Origin of the sequence: Ancylobacter polymorphus (assembly GCF_030813495.1) — a bacterium.
Taxonomy (GTDB): domain Bacteria; phylum Pseudomonadota; class Alphaproteobacteria; order Rhizobiales; family Xanthobacteraceae; genus Ancylobacter; species Ancylobacter polymorphus.
In genome coordinates this window covers 14,363-30,038 of the sequence record NZ_JAUSUI010000004.1, presented here as the reverse complement: position 1 = coordinate 30,038, position 15,676 = coordinate 14,363, and the positions used below count along the sequence as shown (strand labels likewise).

Sequence of the window (15,676 nt, the reverse complement as noted above, 5' to 3'; positions counted from 1 at the left end):
AGGATCACCCCCATGCATGCAAGCCTCTATGTCGGCGGCGAATGGCGTCCCACCTCCGTCGCCAAGCCCGTCATCAACCCAGCGACGGGCGAGAGCGTCGGCACCGTCGCCGGCGCCGAACCGGCCGATCTCGATGACGCGCTGGCCACGGCTGCCGCCGGCTTCCGCGTCTGGAGCCAGACACTCGCCCATGAACGCGGCCGCCGCCTCATCGACGGCTGCCGGCTGATCCGCGAGCGTATCGACGCCATCGCCCGGGTGATGACGCTGGAACAGGGCAAGCCTCTGGCGGAAGCCAAAGGCGAGATCGCCACTTCGGTCGACAATCTCGAATGGATGGCGGAGGAAGCCACCCGCGCCTATGGCCGCATCCTGGTGCCACGCACCCCCGGCATCCAGCAATTCGTCCACCGCGAGCCGATCGGCCCGGTGGCGGCGTTCACGCCGTGGAACTTCCCGGCGCTGACCCCGTTGCGCAAGATCGGCGGCGCGCTGGCGGCCGGCTGCTCGCTGATCCTCAAGCCGTCCGAGGAAACGCCGCTCACCGCTTTCGAGCTGGTGCGCGCCTTCCACGATGCCGGGCTGCCGCCGGGCGTGCTGAATCTGGTCTTCGGACGGTCGGCGGAGATATCCGCCCATCTCATCGCCTCGCCGGTGATCCGCAAGGTCACCTTCACCGGCTCCACGCCCGTCGGCAAGCACCTGCTCGGCCTCGCCGCGCAGGGGGCGAAGCGGGCGACGATGGAACTCGGCGGCCATGCGCCCGTCATCGTCTGCGACGATGTCGACGTGCCCGCGGCCGCCGCGCTGGCGGTCAAGGCCAAGTTCCGCAATGCCGGGCAGGTCTGCACCTGCCCCACCCGCTTCTTCGTGCAGCAAGGCGTCTACGACGCCTTCGTCGACGCCTTCACCGCCGCGACGCGCAAGATCGTGGTCGGCAACGGGCTGGAGGCCGGCGTGGAGATGGGCCCGCTCGCCAATGCGCGCCAGCTCGCCAGCATCGAGGCGCTGGTCGGCGATGCGCGCGCGCAGGGCGCGCGTCTTACCACCGGCGGCCACCGCCTCGGCAATGACGGCCTGTTCTACGCGCCGACCGTGCTGGCCGACGTGCCGGACACGGCGCGGATGATGTCCGAGGAGCCCTTCGGCCCCGTGGCACCGATCCAGAAGGTGGCGAGCCTCGACGAGGCGGTGGCGAAGGCCAACGCCCTGCCCTTCGGCCTCGCCTCCTATGTGATGACGCGCTCGCTGTCGCGCGCGGACCGGCTCTCCCGCGCCATCGAGGCCGGCATGGTGGTGGTGAACCACTTCACCGTCTCGACGCCCGCCTCGCCCTTCGGCGGGGTCAAGGAGAGCGGCTACGGCTCGGAAGGCGGCATTGAGGGCCTCGACGCCTATCTCGTCACCAAATCGGTCACGATGCGCCTCGCCGGCGAGGATCTGCAGCCATGAGCCCCCTCACCCCGCCCGACCTCTCCGCCATCACGGTTCTTCAGTTCAATACCCAGGTGCATTTCGGCTGCGGCGCGCGGGCCCGGCTGGCCGATCTTGCCGCCCGTGCCGGCCTGCGCCGCCCGCTGGTCGTCTCGGACGCCGGCGTGGCGGCGGCCGGGGTGCTCGACAGAGCGCTGGCCGCCGCGCCGGTGGCGGCGCGGGCACCGCGCTTTCTCGACACCCCGCCCAACCCGACCGAGGCGGCCTCGCGCGACGGCGCGGCGCTCTACCGGCGCGAGGGCTGCGATGGCGTTATCGGTGTCGGCGGCGGCGCGGCGCTCGATCTCGCCAAGGCCATTGCCATTCTCGCCACCGACGACGCCCCGCTGTGGGATTTCTGCAACCGCCACGCCCGGCCGCGTCCCATTGTCGGCCCCGCGCCGCTGATCCTGATGCCGACCACCTCCGGTTCGGGCAGCGAGGTCGGACGCTCCGCCGTGATCGTCTTCGACAATGGCATCAAGGCCGGTGTCGGCTGCCCTTCCATCGTCACCGCCGCCATTGACGACCCGGAACTCACCGCCGGCCTGCCCGGCCGCATCACCGCCGTCACCGGCCTCGACGCGCTCTCGCACTGTGTCGAGACCTTCTGCTCGCCGACGGTCAATCCGCCGGCCGACGCCATCGCGCTCGACGGGCTGTCCCGTGCCTTCGGCGCGCTGGAGCCGGCCACACGGGGCGGCGGGGATATCGGCGCGCGCTGGCAGATGATGATGGCCTCGCTGGAAGGCGCGGTCTGCTTCCAGAAAGGCATGGGCGCGGTGCACGCGCTGTCCCATCCCATCGGCGCGCTGGGCCATCACCATGGCACGCTGAACGGCATTTTCCTGCCCCATGTGCTGCGCCACAACGCGCAAGCCCTCGGCGCCAAGCTCGACGCCATGCGCGGCGCCATGGCGCTGGCGCCGGATGCCGACGTGGCCGAGGCGTTCGACACGCTCAACGCCCGCCTCGGCGTGCCCCGGCGTCTCTCCGAACTGGGCCTGACGCGGGACGATCTCGCCGCGATCCCGGAAAAGGCGCTTGAGGACAACGCGCACAAGACCAATCCCCGCCCGCTGCACGCTGCCGACTATCGGCTCCTGCTCGATCAGGCGTTCTGAGCCGAGGACACGCGCCCATGACTACAACCACCGCCGAGATTACCACCGCCGCACCGGCCTCGCCGGAAGACCGCCTCAAGGACTGGTGGTCGACCTCCATTGTCGATATCGAGCCCGGCAGGATCGCCTTTCGCGGCTATCCGATCGAGCAGTTGATCGGCCGCATCGGTTTCGCCGAAATGGTCTGGCTCATGGTGCGCGGCGAGCTTCCCTCCCCCGCACAGGCGGCCCTGCTGGAAGCCTGCCTCGTCGCCGGCGTCGATCACGGCCCGCAGGCGCCGTCCATCGCCATTGCGCGCATGGCGATGACCTGCGGCGTCGACATCAACAACGCCATGGCTTCCGCCACCAATGTGCTCGGCGACGTGCATGGCGGCGCCGGACAGGCGGCGCTGGAACTCTATCTCGCCATCGACGCGCGCCAGCGCGCCGGCGCCCCGCTGGCGGAAGCGCTGGAGGCGGTGCTGCGGCCGCTGATCGCGGCGCGCCAACCCCTCCCCGGTTTCGGCCACCGCTTTCACCCCGTCGATCCGCGCGCGCCCCGGCTCATCGCGCTGGCGCGCGAGGCGGTGGCGGCAGGCACGATCGGCGGCGCTTTCGTCACCATCGGCCTCGGCGTCGAGGACTGGCTGGCGGCGGCAAAGAACAAGCGCCTGACCGTGAACATTGACGGCGTTACCGCCGTCATCTTCGCCGAACTCGGCTTCTCCCCCATGCTGGCCCGCGGCCTGTTCATCCTCTCGCGCTCGGTCGGCATCATGGCGCACGCGCATGAGCAGGCGCAGCAGGGCGGGCGCATCAAGGGGCCGACGCCCCCGGCCTTCGGCTATCGCTATGCCGGCCCCGGGCGCCGTTCGCTTACCGAGCCGGACTGAGCGGCGAGGCATCAGGATGCTGGACAGTTTCGGGACGCGCGCCTCTTTCGAGGGCCGCCACATCGTCGATCTCGGGAAGTTGGAGCGCCGCTTTCCCGGCATGGCGACACTCCCCATCGCCACCCGCATCCTGCTGGAGAATCTGCTGCGCCACGAGAACGGCACCAGCGTCACCAGCGCCGATATCGAGGCCGTCGCGCGCGGCCAGACGGGCGGCCAGACGGGTCCCAAGGCGGGCGCCGAGGTCGAGATCGCCTTTCATCCCGGCCGCGTGGTGATGCAGGACTATGCCGGGCTTCCCGTCCTGCTCGACCTTGCCGGGCTGCGCGACGCCGCCGCCGCGCGCGGCCTCGATCCGGCGCGGCTGCATCCGGCTGTCCCCTCCGCCCTGGTGATCGACCATTCGCTGATCGCCGAGACCGCCGGGCGGGCCGATGCGGCCACGCTGAATCTGGCGCGGGAATTCGAGGCCAATGCCGAGCGCTTCGCCTTTCTCAAATGGGCGCAGCGCGCCTTTGACCGCCTGCGCGTCGTGCCGCCCGGCAAGGGAATCGTGCATCAGGTCCATATCGAGCATCTGGCCGAGGTGGTCAGCGAGCGGACCGAGGCCGACGGCGCCTGGCTGCACCCGGACACGGTGATCGGCACCGACAGCCACACGCCGATGGTCAACGGCCTCGGCGTCCTCGGCTGGGGGGTCGGCGGCATCGAGGCCGAGGCCGTGCTGCTGGGCGAGGCGGTGTCGATGCAATTGCCGCCCGTCCTCGGCATAAGGCTGGAAGGCGACGTGCCCGCCGGCCTCCTCGCCACCGACGTTGTTCTCGCCCTCGCCGAACGCCTGCGCCGCCACGGGGTGGTTGGCGCCATGCTGGAATTCTACGGCCCCGGCGTCGCCGCGCTCGCGGTCGCCGATCGGGCGACCATCGCCAATATGACGCCGGAGTTCGGGGCCACCTGCTCCTTCTTCCCGACCGATGCGCGCACCCTCGACTATCTGCGCCTCACCGGCCGCGACGAGGGGCGCATCGCCCTCATCGAGGCCTATCTGCGCCGCAACCGCCTGTGGTTCGACCCCGGCTTCGTGCCGGCGGCGGACGATCATCTCACCTTTCGCCTCGATGGGCTTCGCCGCGTCGTCTCCGGTCCCAGCCGGCCGGAGCAGGCGCGCGATCTCGCCGATCTCCCGGCCGTCGCCGCGGCGGCGATCGGCACGGCGCGCACCGCCTCGCCGGTGCTGAAGGACGGCGATGTCGCCATCGCCGCCATCACCAGCTGCACCAACACCTCCAACCCCGCCGCCCTGCTCGCCGCCGGCCTTCTCGCGCGCCGGGCCGTGGCGCGCGGGCTCACCGTGCCGGCGCATGTGAAAACCTCGCTCGCGCCCGGCTCGCAGGTGGTGACGGACTATCTCGCCAGCGCCGGCTGCCTGGACGCGCTCGCGGCGCTGGGCTTCGACGTGGTGGGTTATGCCTGCGCCACCTGCGTCGGTAATGGCGGCGGGCTGAAGCCGGAGATCGAGGCCGCCTATGACGCGGCACCGGCGCATCTCGTTTCCGTGCTCTCGGGCAACCGCAATTTCGAGGGCCGCATCCACGCCAAGCTGCGCTCGAATTTCCTCGCCTCGCCGCCGCTGGTGGTGGCCTACGCGCTTGCCGGCACGGTGTGCCTCGACCTCACCCGCGATCCTCTCGGCCATGACCGCGACGGGCGCCCGGTGTTTCTCGACGACCTCTGGCCAGGCGCGGAGGAGATCGACGCCGCCCTGGCCGCCCATGTCACGCGCGCGCCTTTCCTCCACCGCTACAGCCGCATCGACGACGGCCCGCCGGACTGGCAGGCCCTCGCGACGACGCGGGGCGCCTGCTTCCCCTGGGATCCCGCCAGCACCTTCCTGCGCTCCCCGCCCTTCTTCGATCTGCCGCCGATGTTCGCGCCGGGGGAGCCGGCCCTGCACCGGGCGCGCCCGCTGCTGGTGCTCGGCGACATGGTGACGACCGATCACATCTCCCCGGTCGGGCCGATCGCCGCCGGCAGCCCCGCCGCCGCCTATCTCGGCGCACTCGGCATCGCGCCCGCGCAGTTCAACGCTTATGGCGCGCGGCGCGGGGCGCATGAGGTGATGGTGCGCGGCACCTTCGCCGGCACAAGGCTGCGCAACGAACTGGTCGACCGCCCCGGCGGCATCACCCGGCTGCTGCCGGAAGACCGCACGCTCGACATCCACGCCGCGAGCCGCGACTGCCAGGCGCGGGGGGAAGAGTTGATCGTCGTCGCCGGCAAGATGTACGGCGCCGGCTCGGCGCGGGACTGGGCCTCGAAGGGCACGCGCCTGCTCGGCATCAAGGCGGTGCTGGCCGAGAGCTTCGAGCGCATCCACCGGGCCAATCTGGTGCGCATGGGCGTGCTGCCGCTGGAATTCGCGGGCGGCGCGAACCGGCTCAGCCTCGGCATTGGCGGCGCGGACCGCCTGTCGCTGGCGCTGGAGCCGACCGCTCTCGCCCCGCGCCAGCAGGTGCCACTCCTGTTGCACCGCGCCGACGGGACGACCACCGACTTCGCCGCCCTTCTGCGCGTCGATACCTCGGTCGAGATGGACTATCTGCGGGCCGGCGGCATCCTGCCCTATGTGGCCGAGCGCCTGTGGGCCAGAGCACGTTCCGATCAGGTTGCTCCAACCTGATCGGATCAGGCTCCAAGGCGGAAACCGCCGCTCAGACGTGAACCGAGACGGGGCCCCGCGGCGCGGGACCCCGTTGGGCGGGTCAGTTCCGCTTCGCCTTGATGTCGCGCATCACCTCGCGGGCGGCGTTGAAGCCGGGAATGCCGGAAACGCCGCCGCCGGGATGCATGGACGAGCCGCAGATGTAGAGGCCCTTCACCGGCGTGCGGTAATCCGCATAGCCCGAGACCGGCCGCTGGAAGAACAGCTGGTCGGTCGACAGCTCGCCATGGAAGATGTGGCCCTGCGGCAGGTTGACGATGTTCTCGATATCGGGCGCGACGAGCAGCTGCGCCTCGATCACATCGTCGCGGAAGCCGGGGGCGTATTCCTCGATCGTGTCGAACACCGTCTTGCGGAAGTTCTCTTTCTCGCTCGCCCAGTCGCCGCCCTTCAGCGTGTAGGGCGCGTGGCCGCCGAACAGATTGACCACATGCTTGCCGGGCGGGGCCAGCGTGGTGTCCACCATGGTCGGCACCACGGGGGTGATGAAGGGGCGCGACGAGTACCAGCCATGCTTGGCATCGTCATAGGCGCGCTCCAGATAGTCGATGTCGGGCGCGATGTGCATGTAGGTGGGGTAGTCGAAATTCCCCAGCGTCCCTTCGCGCCGCACGCGGTCGAGGATGCGGTATTGCGGCGGGCGCTCGCAGGCGATGTTCATCTTGAAGGCGGTGGAGAAGGTGCGATAGCCCTTGATCTCCCGCACCACCTCCTCCGGCAGATGCGTCTCGCCGACGAGGTCGAGATAGAGCGTCTTGGCGCTGGCATTGGAGATGATGGTCCTGGCCGCATAGGTCTCGCCCGTCGTGGTCGAGACCGCCGTGGCGCGGCCATTCTGCACGCGCACTTCCCGGATCGGCGCGCCGGTGACGATGTCGACGCCCTTCTCGCGCGCGGAAGAGGCCAGCGCCTGCGTGATCGACCCCATGCCGCCCTTGATGAAGCCCCAGCCGCCGGCACCCTCATGCTCGCCCATGATGTGGTGCATGATGACATAGGCCGAACCCGGCGATTTCGGCCCGGCAAAGGTGCCGATCGAGGCGTAATAGGCCAGCACGGCCATCACGCGCTCATCCTCGAACCATTCGCGCAGGAAGTCATAGGCGCTCATCGTCAGCATATCGACGATGCGGTACATCTTCCGCCCGATCTTGCGGTGGCGCCACAGCAGCGACGCCCCGTCCTTGAAGGTGCGCCAGTCGCGCTTCGTCGGGTCGACCGGCGTCTCCCACAAAAGCTTGCGCACGATGTTGGCCGCCTCGTTCAGATAGCGGTCGAACTCGGGATACATGTCCGCATCATGCTTGGAGAAGCGGGCGAAACTCGCCTGCGACTTGGCGATGTTGTCGGAGAACAGGATGTAGTCCTCCCCGTCCAGCGGGGAGACCATGTCCGAGCAGGGCAGCACTTCCAGCCCGTGCTTCTTCAGCTCCAGCTCGCGAATGATGCGCGGGTGCAGCAGGCTCATGAGGTAGGAGAAGATCGACGCCCGGAAGCCGGGCGCGATCTCCTCCGTCACCGCCGCCCCGCCGACGACATCGCGGCGCTCCAGCACCAGCACCTTCTGCCCCGCCTTGGCGAGATAGTTGGCGCAGACCAAGCCATTATGCCCGGCGCCGATAATGATGGCGTCGTAAACCTTGCCCACGGTAACGTCGGCATTCATCGCTTTAACCCCACGCTGACGGATCGCATTCCCAAGGACGGCACGATTTATTCCGCGGCGACGCCGCGCAGCGGGGCCTTGGGCTCAAGTCCTTCGCGGCACATGTCCTGGAAGGCTTTGACCGAATGCTCATTTTTGGGCGACAGCGGCCCGCGCGTATAGATTCCCGCCGCGAGGTTGCGCTGCACGCCGGTGATGATGTCGAGATCCTCGGTCACGATCTGCGCCGACCACTCGGCCGAACGGCGGTTCTCTTCCGCCTTTTCAGGCGAGACATCGGTGAAGAAGTACCAGTTGATGTGGCGGATGCGCCCCGGCCCCAGCGGCTCGATGGTGGCGATGGAGGAGCCCCAGTCGTAGAGGTTCAGCATGAGGAAGGGGAAGCGATAGAAATAAAGTCCCCGCGTCAGCCCGCCATCGCGCTTGGGCGCGTGCAGGTGGAAGAACTTGTCCTTCGGATAGGTGTCGATCCGGTAATTGTCGATATCCATCGACTGGCACAGGCCCGGATGCATGGTCCGGCAGTGGTAGCATTCGAGATAGTTCTCGCCATAGACTTTCCAGTCGACGGCGCAGTCGCGGTCTTTCGACATGAAATAGTGCTGCTGCTCCAGCGGATAATCCGCCGCCATGGCGTGGATCGGACCGAGCCAGTCGATGAGGCTCTCGCCGCCGCGCGCGATGCGCAGGAAGACGAGGCCGCGCCATTCCTCGGCGTCGATGGCGTAAAGGCCCCACGCCTTCGGGTCGAACGTAATGCCCTCGCCGAAATCCACCGCCTTGTTCAGGGCGCCGTCACGGGTGAAGCTCCAGCTGTGATAGGGGCAGACCACCAGCTTGCCGCAATGGCCCTCCTCCTTTTCCAGGAGCTGCGCGCCGCGATGGCGGCAGACATTGTGGAAGGCGCGCACCACACCGTCATCGTCGCGGATGACGAAGACGGGGTAGCCCGCCAGCGTGCCGGTCACATAGTCGCCCGGCTTCTGCAGCCGCTCCGACCAGGTGAACAGCATCCAGTTGCGGGCGAAGATTTCCCTGCGCTCGCGCTCGTAAAGCGCGGGATCGCAATAGTCGCTGGCCGGTAGGGTCCAGTCAAAGCCGCCAGCGGCGGCACTCGTCTCGGTGGTCATGTGCGTGCTCCCAGGCGTTCGGATCTTGCTGATCCCTTGAATGTTCAGGTGCGGTAGGACGGATCGAGCGCGTCGAGCATCCGCAGATGCGCGTCCCATTCGAGTTGCAGGTCGCCGTCGTCGAAATTCATCTGGTCGTATTGCGCGCCGACCTTCTCGCAGACGTCCGGCGGCGGCAGCACGATCTCGCGGCCCATGGAAAGGGTCGCCACCTGCACCTCGCAGGCGCGCTCCAGATAGAACATCAGGTTGAACGCCTCGGCGACGCTCCGCCCGACGGTGAGCAGGCCGTGATTGCGCAGCAGCAGGCCGCAATGGGTGCCGAGGTCGGCGATGATGCGTTCGCGCTCGTCGAGGTCGAGCGCGATGCCCTCATAGTCATGCAGGCCGAGCCGGCCATAGAATTGCAGCGCAATCTGGTTGAGCGGCAGCAGCCCTTCCTTCAGCGAGGCCACCGCCATGCCGGCGCGGGTATGGGTGTGGATGACGCAGGCCGCGTCGTGCCGGCTCATATGCACGGCGGAGTGAATGGTGAAGCCGGCGGGATTCACCCGGTGCGGGTTGTCGCCCACCTTGTTGCCGTCGACATCGATCTTCACCAGCGAGGAGGCGGTGATCTCCTCCCAGCGGTGCCCATAGGGGTTGATGAGAAACCGCCCCGGCTCGCCCGGCACCCGCACGGTGCAATGGGTGTAGATGAGGTCGGTCATCCGGTAATGTGCGAGCAGCCGGTAACAGGCGGCGAGGTCGACCCGCTGCTGCCATTCGGCGGCGCTCATCTCGGAACTCAGGCAGGCCACAGTCATGACGGCTTCTCCTCAGTTCGGTTCGGCGACGGGGCGCGCGGCGGCGGCCCAGTCCTCAAGCGCCCATTGGCGCAGGTGCAGGGCCTCCTGCGCGCGGTCCGACAATTCCTCGCCCTGCGCGTCGGTGATGGCGTAGTCGCGGGGGCCGAGTTCGCACAGGAACAGGCAGTCGGCGTCCGTGCCGTGGCGCGCCTGCCATGAGGTGAATCCACGCCGCCACCAGTCGCGGAACACGGCGACCCAGGGCTGGTGCTGCGGGAAATGCAGCGGCAGCTGCACCTGGCAGCGATTGGCGACCCGGCCCTGGAAGCTGTCCGAACGCTCCAGCAGCCGGCCGACCTGCGCCTGATAATCGGCGCTGATCGGCAGCATCATCTCGCGGTCGACCACATAATGCGACAGGTCGGCGGCGAGCCGCATCTCGGGGATGGCGTCCATGAGCAGCAGCGTCGCGAACATGTCGTTGGTGATGCAGTTGCGGTGCGTCTCGAACTGCAGCGGGACGCCCTCCTCCCGCCCGATCCGCATCCACGCCTCGATGACCGGCACCATCTCCGCCACGGAGAGCGGCATCACCTGGCCGATGACGATGACGAAGGGCGAACCGATCTCCTTGGCGAGGTGCAGCGCCGGGCGCAGTTCCTCGATCGAGCGGGGAAAGGCGGTCAGCAGCCCGCCAAGGCCGGTGCGGGCGAACTCGGCCACCGTGCCCCGCGCCGCGTCGATATCCATGGCGCCGAGGTCGATGGCCATGCCGTCGAAGCCCGCCGCCTTCACCGCATCGAAGCGCTCGGCCACCGGCCGCTCCGGCGTGCCGGGGCGGCGCTGTTCCGTGGCCCAGAGCGACTGGTAGACCTTGAGCGGCATGGCTCAGACCCGCTTGGCGGCGCGCGGGCCGACCGGTTCGAGGTCGGTGTCGTCCATGATCCAGATCTTGTCGTCGGGATAGTCCGCCTCGGTCCGCCCGTTCCAGAACGCCTTGATCACCGCCAGCTGGAAGCCGAGATAGGTCATGGAATGCGGCTTGCGGCCCTTCTCCACGAAGATGGTGCGGTGAAGATCCGGCAGCCGGTGGAACGGCACGCCGGGGAAGGCGTGGTGCGCGGTGTGGAACTGCATGTTCCAGCACATCCAGCGCATCAGCGCATTGGTGCGCGTGGTGCGGGTATTCTCGGTGATCTGGTCGACATGCGGCAGGCCGAGATGCTCGATCGTGTTCTGCAGCTGGTGCACCGGCTTCATGACAAGCATCGGCAGCAGCCAGAGCTTCACCGCGAGCCAGCTGCCCGTCGCCACCGACAGGAGCGCGATCAGCGCATAGCCCGCTAGATGCCAGCGTGCCTCGCGGATCACCTTCGCGTGCTGGTCCTGCGGAATGTAATGCTCGCTGACGATGCCGAAGGCGAAGCGCAGCACCCGGCGGATGCGGCTGTACCAATAGGTCGGCCCCAGCACCCAGAGCAGATAGGACAGCATCGAATAGCGCTCGCGCCCCAGCTCGCCATCGCCCTCCCAGTCCTGGGTGTAGCGGTGATGGGCGAAATGCTGGATCTGGTCGAAATCGCGCGGATAGATCAGCACGAAGCCGAACAGCCGGCCGAAGAACTCGTTCAGCCCCTTGGTCCTGAACACCGTGGAATGGCTCATCTCATGCTGGCCGGCATAGAGGAAGTTGATCAGCGTGCCGTGCAGCATGAACACCGGCACCATCCACCACGTGCCCCAGCTGAACCACAGCGCCGCGCCGGTGATCGCCAGCGCGCCGAGATGGCTGCCGAGCTGGATGAAGCCCGACACATCCGATTTCGCGCTCAGTTCCTTGAGCCGGGAGGGACTGATCATGTCCTTGCGGCCGAATACCTCGTCCATCTCATTCCTCCTCGAAATCGGGGCGGCGCTGCAGCGCCATGCGGGCCAGCAGGATCAGCGTCGTGACCACGATCAGCACGACGGAAATGGCGGCGACGGCGGGATCGACATTGTCGCGCAGCCCCATCCACATCAGGCGCGGCAGGGTGATCGCGTCGACGCTGGTGATGAACAGCGTGACGCCGATCTCCTCCCAGGACAGGACGAAGACCAGCAGCGCCGCCGTCGCCACGCCGAAGCCGATATTGGGCAGGATGACATGCACGATGCGCTGGACGATTCCCGCCCCCATGCCGCGCGCGGCGAGGTCGATGCGCCGGTCGACCTGCGCCAGCGCCACCAGCACCATCACCACCGCGAAAGGCACCGTCATCACCACATGGGCGAGGGTGACGCCGATCACGCTGTCGAAGCCGATGGCGTGCGAGACCTGCGACATGCCGGTGAGCAGGAAATACAGCGTCATCGCGGAAACCACCGGCGGCACGATCATCGGCAGCAGCACGAAGCCGACCAGCAGCTGGGAAAAGCGCGGCTGCAGCATCCAGATGCCGAGCGCGAAGCTGGTCGCCAGCCCGGTCGCGATCACGCTGGTGAACAGCGCGATGCGCGCGCTCAGCAGGATGCTGGCGAGCCAGTCCGGATTCTCGAACAGCGTGCGGTAATGGGTCAGCGACAGGCTGCCCTTGGGCAGGGTCAGCAGCCGGCCGGGGGTGAAGGAAATCGGCACCACCGCCAGCAGCGGCAGCAGCAGGAACACCCCCACCAACAGCGCAAGCACGACCGCGACGGGTCCGGGACGCTGGATTTTCATCGCCCGCTCCCCATCAGCCCGAGCCGGGCGAAGCGCGCGAGCAGGCCCATCAGCGCGGCGACGAGAACGACCAGCGCCACGCTGATCGCTGCGCCCAGCCCCCAGTCGGGGCTCTGGAACATGCGCAGATACACCAGTTCGGCCACCATGATCGAACGGCCGCCGCCGAGAATGGCCGGGGTGACGAAAAAGCCGAGGCTGAACACGAAGACGATCAGCGTCGCGCCGATCACGCCGGGCAGCGTCATGGGAAAGAACACCGACCAGAAGATGCGCAGGCGCGAGGCGCCCATGCCACGGGCCGCGAGCAGCACCCGCTCGTCCACCGCCCGCATCGCGGAGGCGAGCGGCAGCACGGCGAAGGGAATGAGCACATGCACCATGCCGGCGATCACGCTCGGCTCGTTGCGCACCAGCGCCAGCGGCGCGTCGATGAGGCCGAGCGCCTGCAGCCAGCTATTGACGATGCCGCGATTGGACAGCAGCGCCAGCCAGCCAAAGGCGCGCGTCAGCAGCGAAATCCAGAACGGGACAAAGATGCAGATCTCGATGAGCCGGCGCTGCATCCTTGAGCCCCGCACCCAGACATAGGTGACGGCATAGGCGCAGGCCACCGCGATCAGCGTGACGAGGAAACAGATGCGGAAGGTGCGCAGGAACACCGACAGCACCAGCGGATCGCTCACCAGCCGCTCATACTGGCCCACTCCCGGCTCCGGCAGGGTCACGCTCCACAGCGCGACGCCAAGGAAGGGCAGCGCATAGGCAAACGCCAGGAACAGCACCAGAGGCGCTGTCAGGGCGAGTGCGGGCCAGAAGGCGGAGCGCGGGCGCATGGGGGAATCCGTCGGAGGAAAAGCCCTCCCGCGCGCCACGCGGGAGGGCGCGGGCCTCAGGCCGAGATGACCTTGGTGAACTCGTCGAGCGCGGCGCCGTAATTGTCGGCGTACCAGGGCATGTCGAGCACGGCCTGGCCCTTCATATTGGCGGGATCGACCGGGTTGTAGCGGCGCTGGTCGGCGGGGATCAGCGCATCGGTCGCCGGATTGGCCGGTCCCTGCCCCAGCATCTCGAACATGACCAGCTGGCGCTCGGGCACGGAGGTGGAGGCGATGAACTTCATCGCGTTCTCCTTGCCGCCGGGATTGTTCTTGATTACCGCCAGCGCGCCCGGCGACAGCAGGCCCTGGTTCCAGGTGAACTTGATCTGGCCGCCGGAATCCTTCTCGATCAGCGAGGCGCGGGTCGACCAGATCAGCCCCATCGAGGCATCGCCGCTCAGCATCAGCTGCTGGCTCTCCGCGCCGCCGCCCCAATAGGCCGCGACATCCGGCTTCAGCGCGGCGATCTTGGCATGGGCGCGCTTGAGATCGAGCGGGTAGAGCTTGTCGGGAGCGACGCCATCGGCCAGCAGCGCCGCCTCCCACATGCCCGCGCCCCATTTATACATGGTGCGCTTGCCCGGGAACGTCTTCACATCGAAGAAGTCGGCCATGGTCTTGGGCGGATTGGCGCCGTATTTCTCCGCGTCATAGGCAAGGACATAGGAGAAGAAATAGGTCGAGGCGGCATATTCCCAGTCGAAGCCGGGCCGCATCTTCGTCTTGTCGACGATCGTATAGTCGATCGGCTCGATCATCCCCTGCTTGCCGAGCGAGATGGCCGAGAACGGGTCGGCATCGACGATATCCCAGGTCGGCTTGCCGCTCTTGAACTGGGCGGCGATGGCGCCCTCGGTCGGGCCGGTGCCGTCCTCCTTGACGACGATGCCCGTCGCCTTCTCGAAGGGCTGGCCATAGGCCTTGTCATAGGCCTTCAGCGCGTCGCCGCCCCAATTGACCAGCACGAGCTGGCGCACCTGCGCCAGCGCCTCGGGCGTGCGCAGGAGCAGGGTCGCGCCGCCGAAGACCATCGCGGCGAGCTGGGTGAAGCGGCGGCGGTCGATCTCGCCACGCGCGGCCTTCGCCGCGAGAATGTCGAGGCAGTCTTTCTGGAATGCGTCGTTCACGGCGTGCTCCTGCTGTTTTCAGCTTTGCTCTGGAAGAAGGAAGCCATTCTCGAAGGACCAGGTCACCCAGACATCCGGCCCATGGGCGAGGATGCGGCCGGCGGCCTCGCTCGGCAGGGTCACGGTCAGCGGGGTGCCGCTGCGTGTGGCGAAGGCAAGGCGCATCGCCGAGCCGAGATAGGTGGTGCCGGCGAGCCGGGCGGGCACGCCATTGCCCTCTGCCGGCGGCTCGGGGCTGACCGACATGTGCTCGGGCCGCACCGCCAGCACGGCACTGCCGTTAAGGTTTTCATGCCGTGGCGCGGTGAGGCGCACCTCCTCGAACAGGCCGCTGGTGCCGCGCGCGCAATGGCCGATGCCGCCCACCGGCAGCAGGTTGATCTCGCCGAGGAACTCGGCGACGAAGCGGCTCGACGGGCGCTCATAGATGTCGCGCGGCGCGCCGACCTGAAGCAGCCGGCCATGGTTGAAGATGGCGATGCGCGAGGACAGCGACAGCGCCTCGCTCTGGTCATGGGTGACGAAGACGAAGGTGGTGCCGAACTCGCCATGCAGCCGCGCCACCTCGTCCTGCATACGGCCGCGCAAATGCTTATCGAGAGCGGAAAACGGCTCGTCGAGCAGCAGCACCGGCGGCTCGAACACCAGCGCGCGGGCCAGCGCCACGCGCTGCTGCTGCCCGCCCGACAGCTGGGCGGGGCGCTTGTTCGCGTGCCCCACCAGCCCGACGCGGGCGATGATGGCGTCGACCCGGCGGGCGATGTCCTCGCGCGCCACGCCCCTCACCTGCAGCGGAAAGGCGATGTTCTGCGCGACGCTCTTGTGCGGAAACAGCGCATAGCCCTGAAACACCATGCCGAAGGAACGGTCCTCCGCCCGGCTGCGGGTGATGTCGGTGCCGTCGCTGAACAGCCGGCCCGTGCTCGCGGCCTGGAAACCGGCGAGCACCATGAGGAAGGTGGTCTTGCCGGACCCCGAAGGACCGAGCAGGGTCAGGAACTCACCCGCCGCGATGTCGAGCGTGATGTCCTCCAGCGCCGTGAAGTGGCCGAAGGTTTTGCCGATCCCGACCGCCTGCAACCCGACCGCGCGCTTGCTCACGTTTGCCGCGTGCTCCCTGTATATGTAGAAATCCTAATCTCGTGATCCGCTCACCTCAAATGAATAAAACTGCCGAATGCTGTAGCTA

The 15,676-nt window shown here is 68.0% G+C and carries 13 protein-coding genes; 4 read left to right on the top strand and 9 right to left on the bottom strand.

The features are described from left to right. The first annotated feature begins 12 nt into the window (after positions 1–12). The 4 genes from J2S75_RS09825 to acnA are packed head-to-tail and all read left to right on the top strand — an operon-like array spanning position 13 to position 6,152. Positions 13–1,452 carry an NAD-dependent succinate-semialdehyde dehydrogenase gene (locus J2S75_RS09825; protein ID WP_307019675.1) on the top strand — a complete coding sequence of 480 codons (1,440 nt, stop codon included), beginning with the start codon at positions 13–15 and terminating at the stop codon, positions 1,450–1,452. Then, on the top strand, positions 1,449–2,597 hold the full coding sequence (locus J2S75_RS09820; RefSeq protein WP_307019673.1) for an iron-containing alcohol dehydrogenase: 1,149 nt from the start codon (positions 1,449–1,451) through the stop codon (positions 2,595–2,597). Before J2S75_RS09825 ends, J2S75_RS09820 begins: the two co-directional genes overlap by 4 nt. 17 nt (positions 2,598–2,614) lie before the next feature. Then, positions 2,615–3,472, top strand: coding sequence for a citryl-CoA lyase (locus J2S75_RS09815; RefSeq protein WP_307019672.1), 858 nt, complete (start codon positions 2,615–2,617; stop codon positions 3,470–3,472). A 16-nt stretch (positions 3,473–3,488) separates the two neighbouring features. Next, entirely contained in the window at positions 3,489–6,152 is a 2,664-nt protein-coding gene (gene acnA / locus J2S75_RS09810) for an aconitate hydratase AcnA (RefSeq protein ID WP_307019671.1), read from the top strand. A gap of 82 nt (positions 6,153–6,234) precedes the next feature. Here the strand turns inward: acnA and J2S75_RS09805 are convergent, their stop codons facing one another. From J2S75_RS09805 to J2S75_RS09765, 9 genes are read right to left on the bottom strand one after another with little or no spacing between them, the layout of a single operon-like run. Further along, on the bottom strand, positions 6,235–7,860 hold the full coding sequence (locus tag J2S75_RS09805; protein WP_307019669.1) for a phytoene desaturase family protein: 1,626 nt from the start codon (positions 7,858–7,860) through the stop codon (positions 6,235–6,237). Positions 7,861–7,907: 47 nt separating this feature from the next. Next, positions 7,908–8,990 carry an aromatic ring-hydroxylating oxygenase subunit alpha gene (locus tag J2S75_RS09800; protein WP_307019668.1) on the bottom strand — a complete coding sequence of 361 codons (1,083 nt, stop codon included), beginning with the start codon at positions 8,988–8,990 and terminating at the stop codon, positions 7,908–7,910. Between the two features lie 44 nt (positions 8,991–9,034). Next, on the bottom strand, positions 9,035–9,796 hold the full coding sequence (locus J2S75_RS09795; protein WP_307019667.1) for a class II aldolase/adducin family protein: 762 nt from the start codon (positions 9,794–9,796) through the stop codon (positions 9,035–9,037). 12 nt (positions 9,797–9,808) lie between these two features. Continuing rightward, positions 9,809–10,663 (bottom strand): sugar phosphate isomerase/epimerase family protein, encoded by an 855-nt coding sequence (locus J2S75_RS09790; RefSeq protein ID WP_307019665.1) that lies wholly within the window; start codon positions 10,661–10,663, stop codon positions 9,809–9,811. A 3-nt stretch (positions 10,664–10,666) separates the two neighbouring features. Next, entirely contained in the window at positions 10,667–11,665 is a 999-nt protein-coding gene (locus J2S75_RS09785) for a fatty acid desaturase (protein ID WP_307019664.1), read from the bottom strand. Position 11,666: 1 nt separating this feature from the next. After that, a complete protein-coding gene (locus J2S75_RS09780; protein WP_307019663.1) occupies positions 11,667–12,479 on the bottom strand; it encodes an ABC transporter permease in 813 nt (270 codons plus the stop codon). Next, positions 12,476–13,315: an ABC transporter permease gene (locus J2S75_RS09775; RefSeq protein WP_307019662.1), complete on the bottom strand. Its 840-nt coding sequence runs from the start codon at positions 13,313–13,315 to the stop codon at positions 12,476–12,478. The genes J2S75_RS09780 and J2S75_RS09775 overlap by 4 nt, the downstream gene beginning before the upstream one ends. Positions 13,316–13,371: 56 nt before the next feature. Beyond that, on the bottom strand, positions 13,372–14,487 hold the full coding sequence (locus tag J2S75_RS09770) for an ABC transporter substrate-binding protein (protein ID WP_307019661.1): 1,116 nt from the start codon (positions 14,485–14,487) through the stop codon (positions 13,372–13,374). An 18-nt stretch (positions 14,488–14,505) separates the two neighbouring features. After that, the gene (locus J2S75_RS09765) at positions 14,506–15,588 is read right to left on the bottom strand and encodes an ABC transporter ATP-binding protein (RefSeq protein WP_307019660.1); all 1,083 of its coding nucleotides are present in this window, start codon (positions 15,586–15,588) and stop codon (positions 14,506–14,508) included. Positions 15,589–15,676 lie beyond the last annotated feature (88 nt).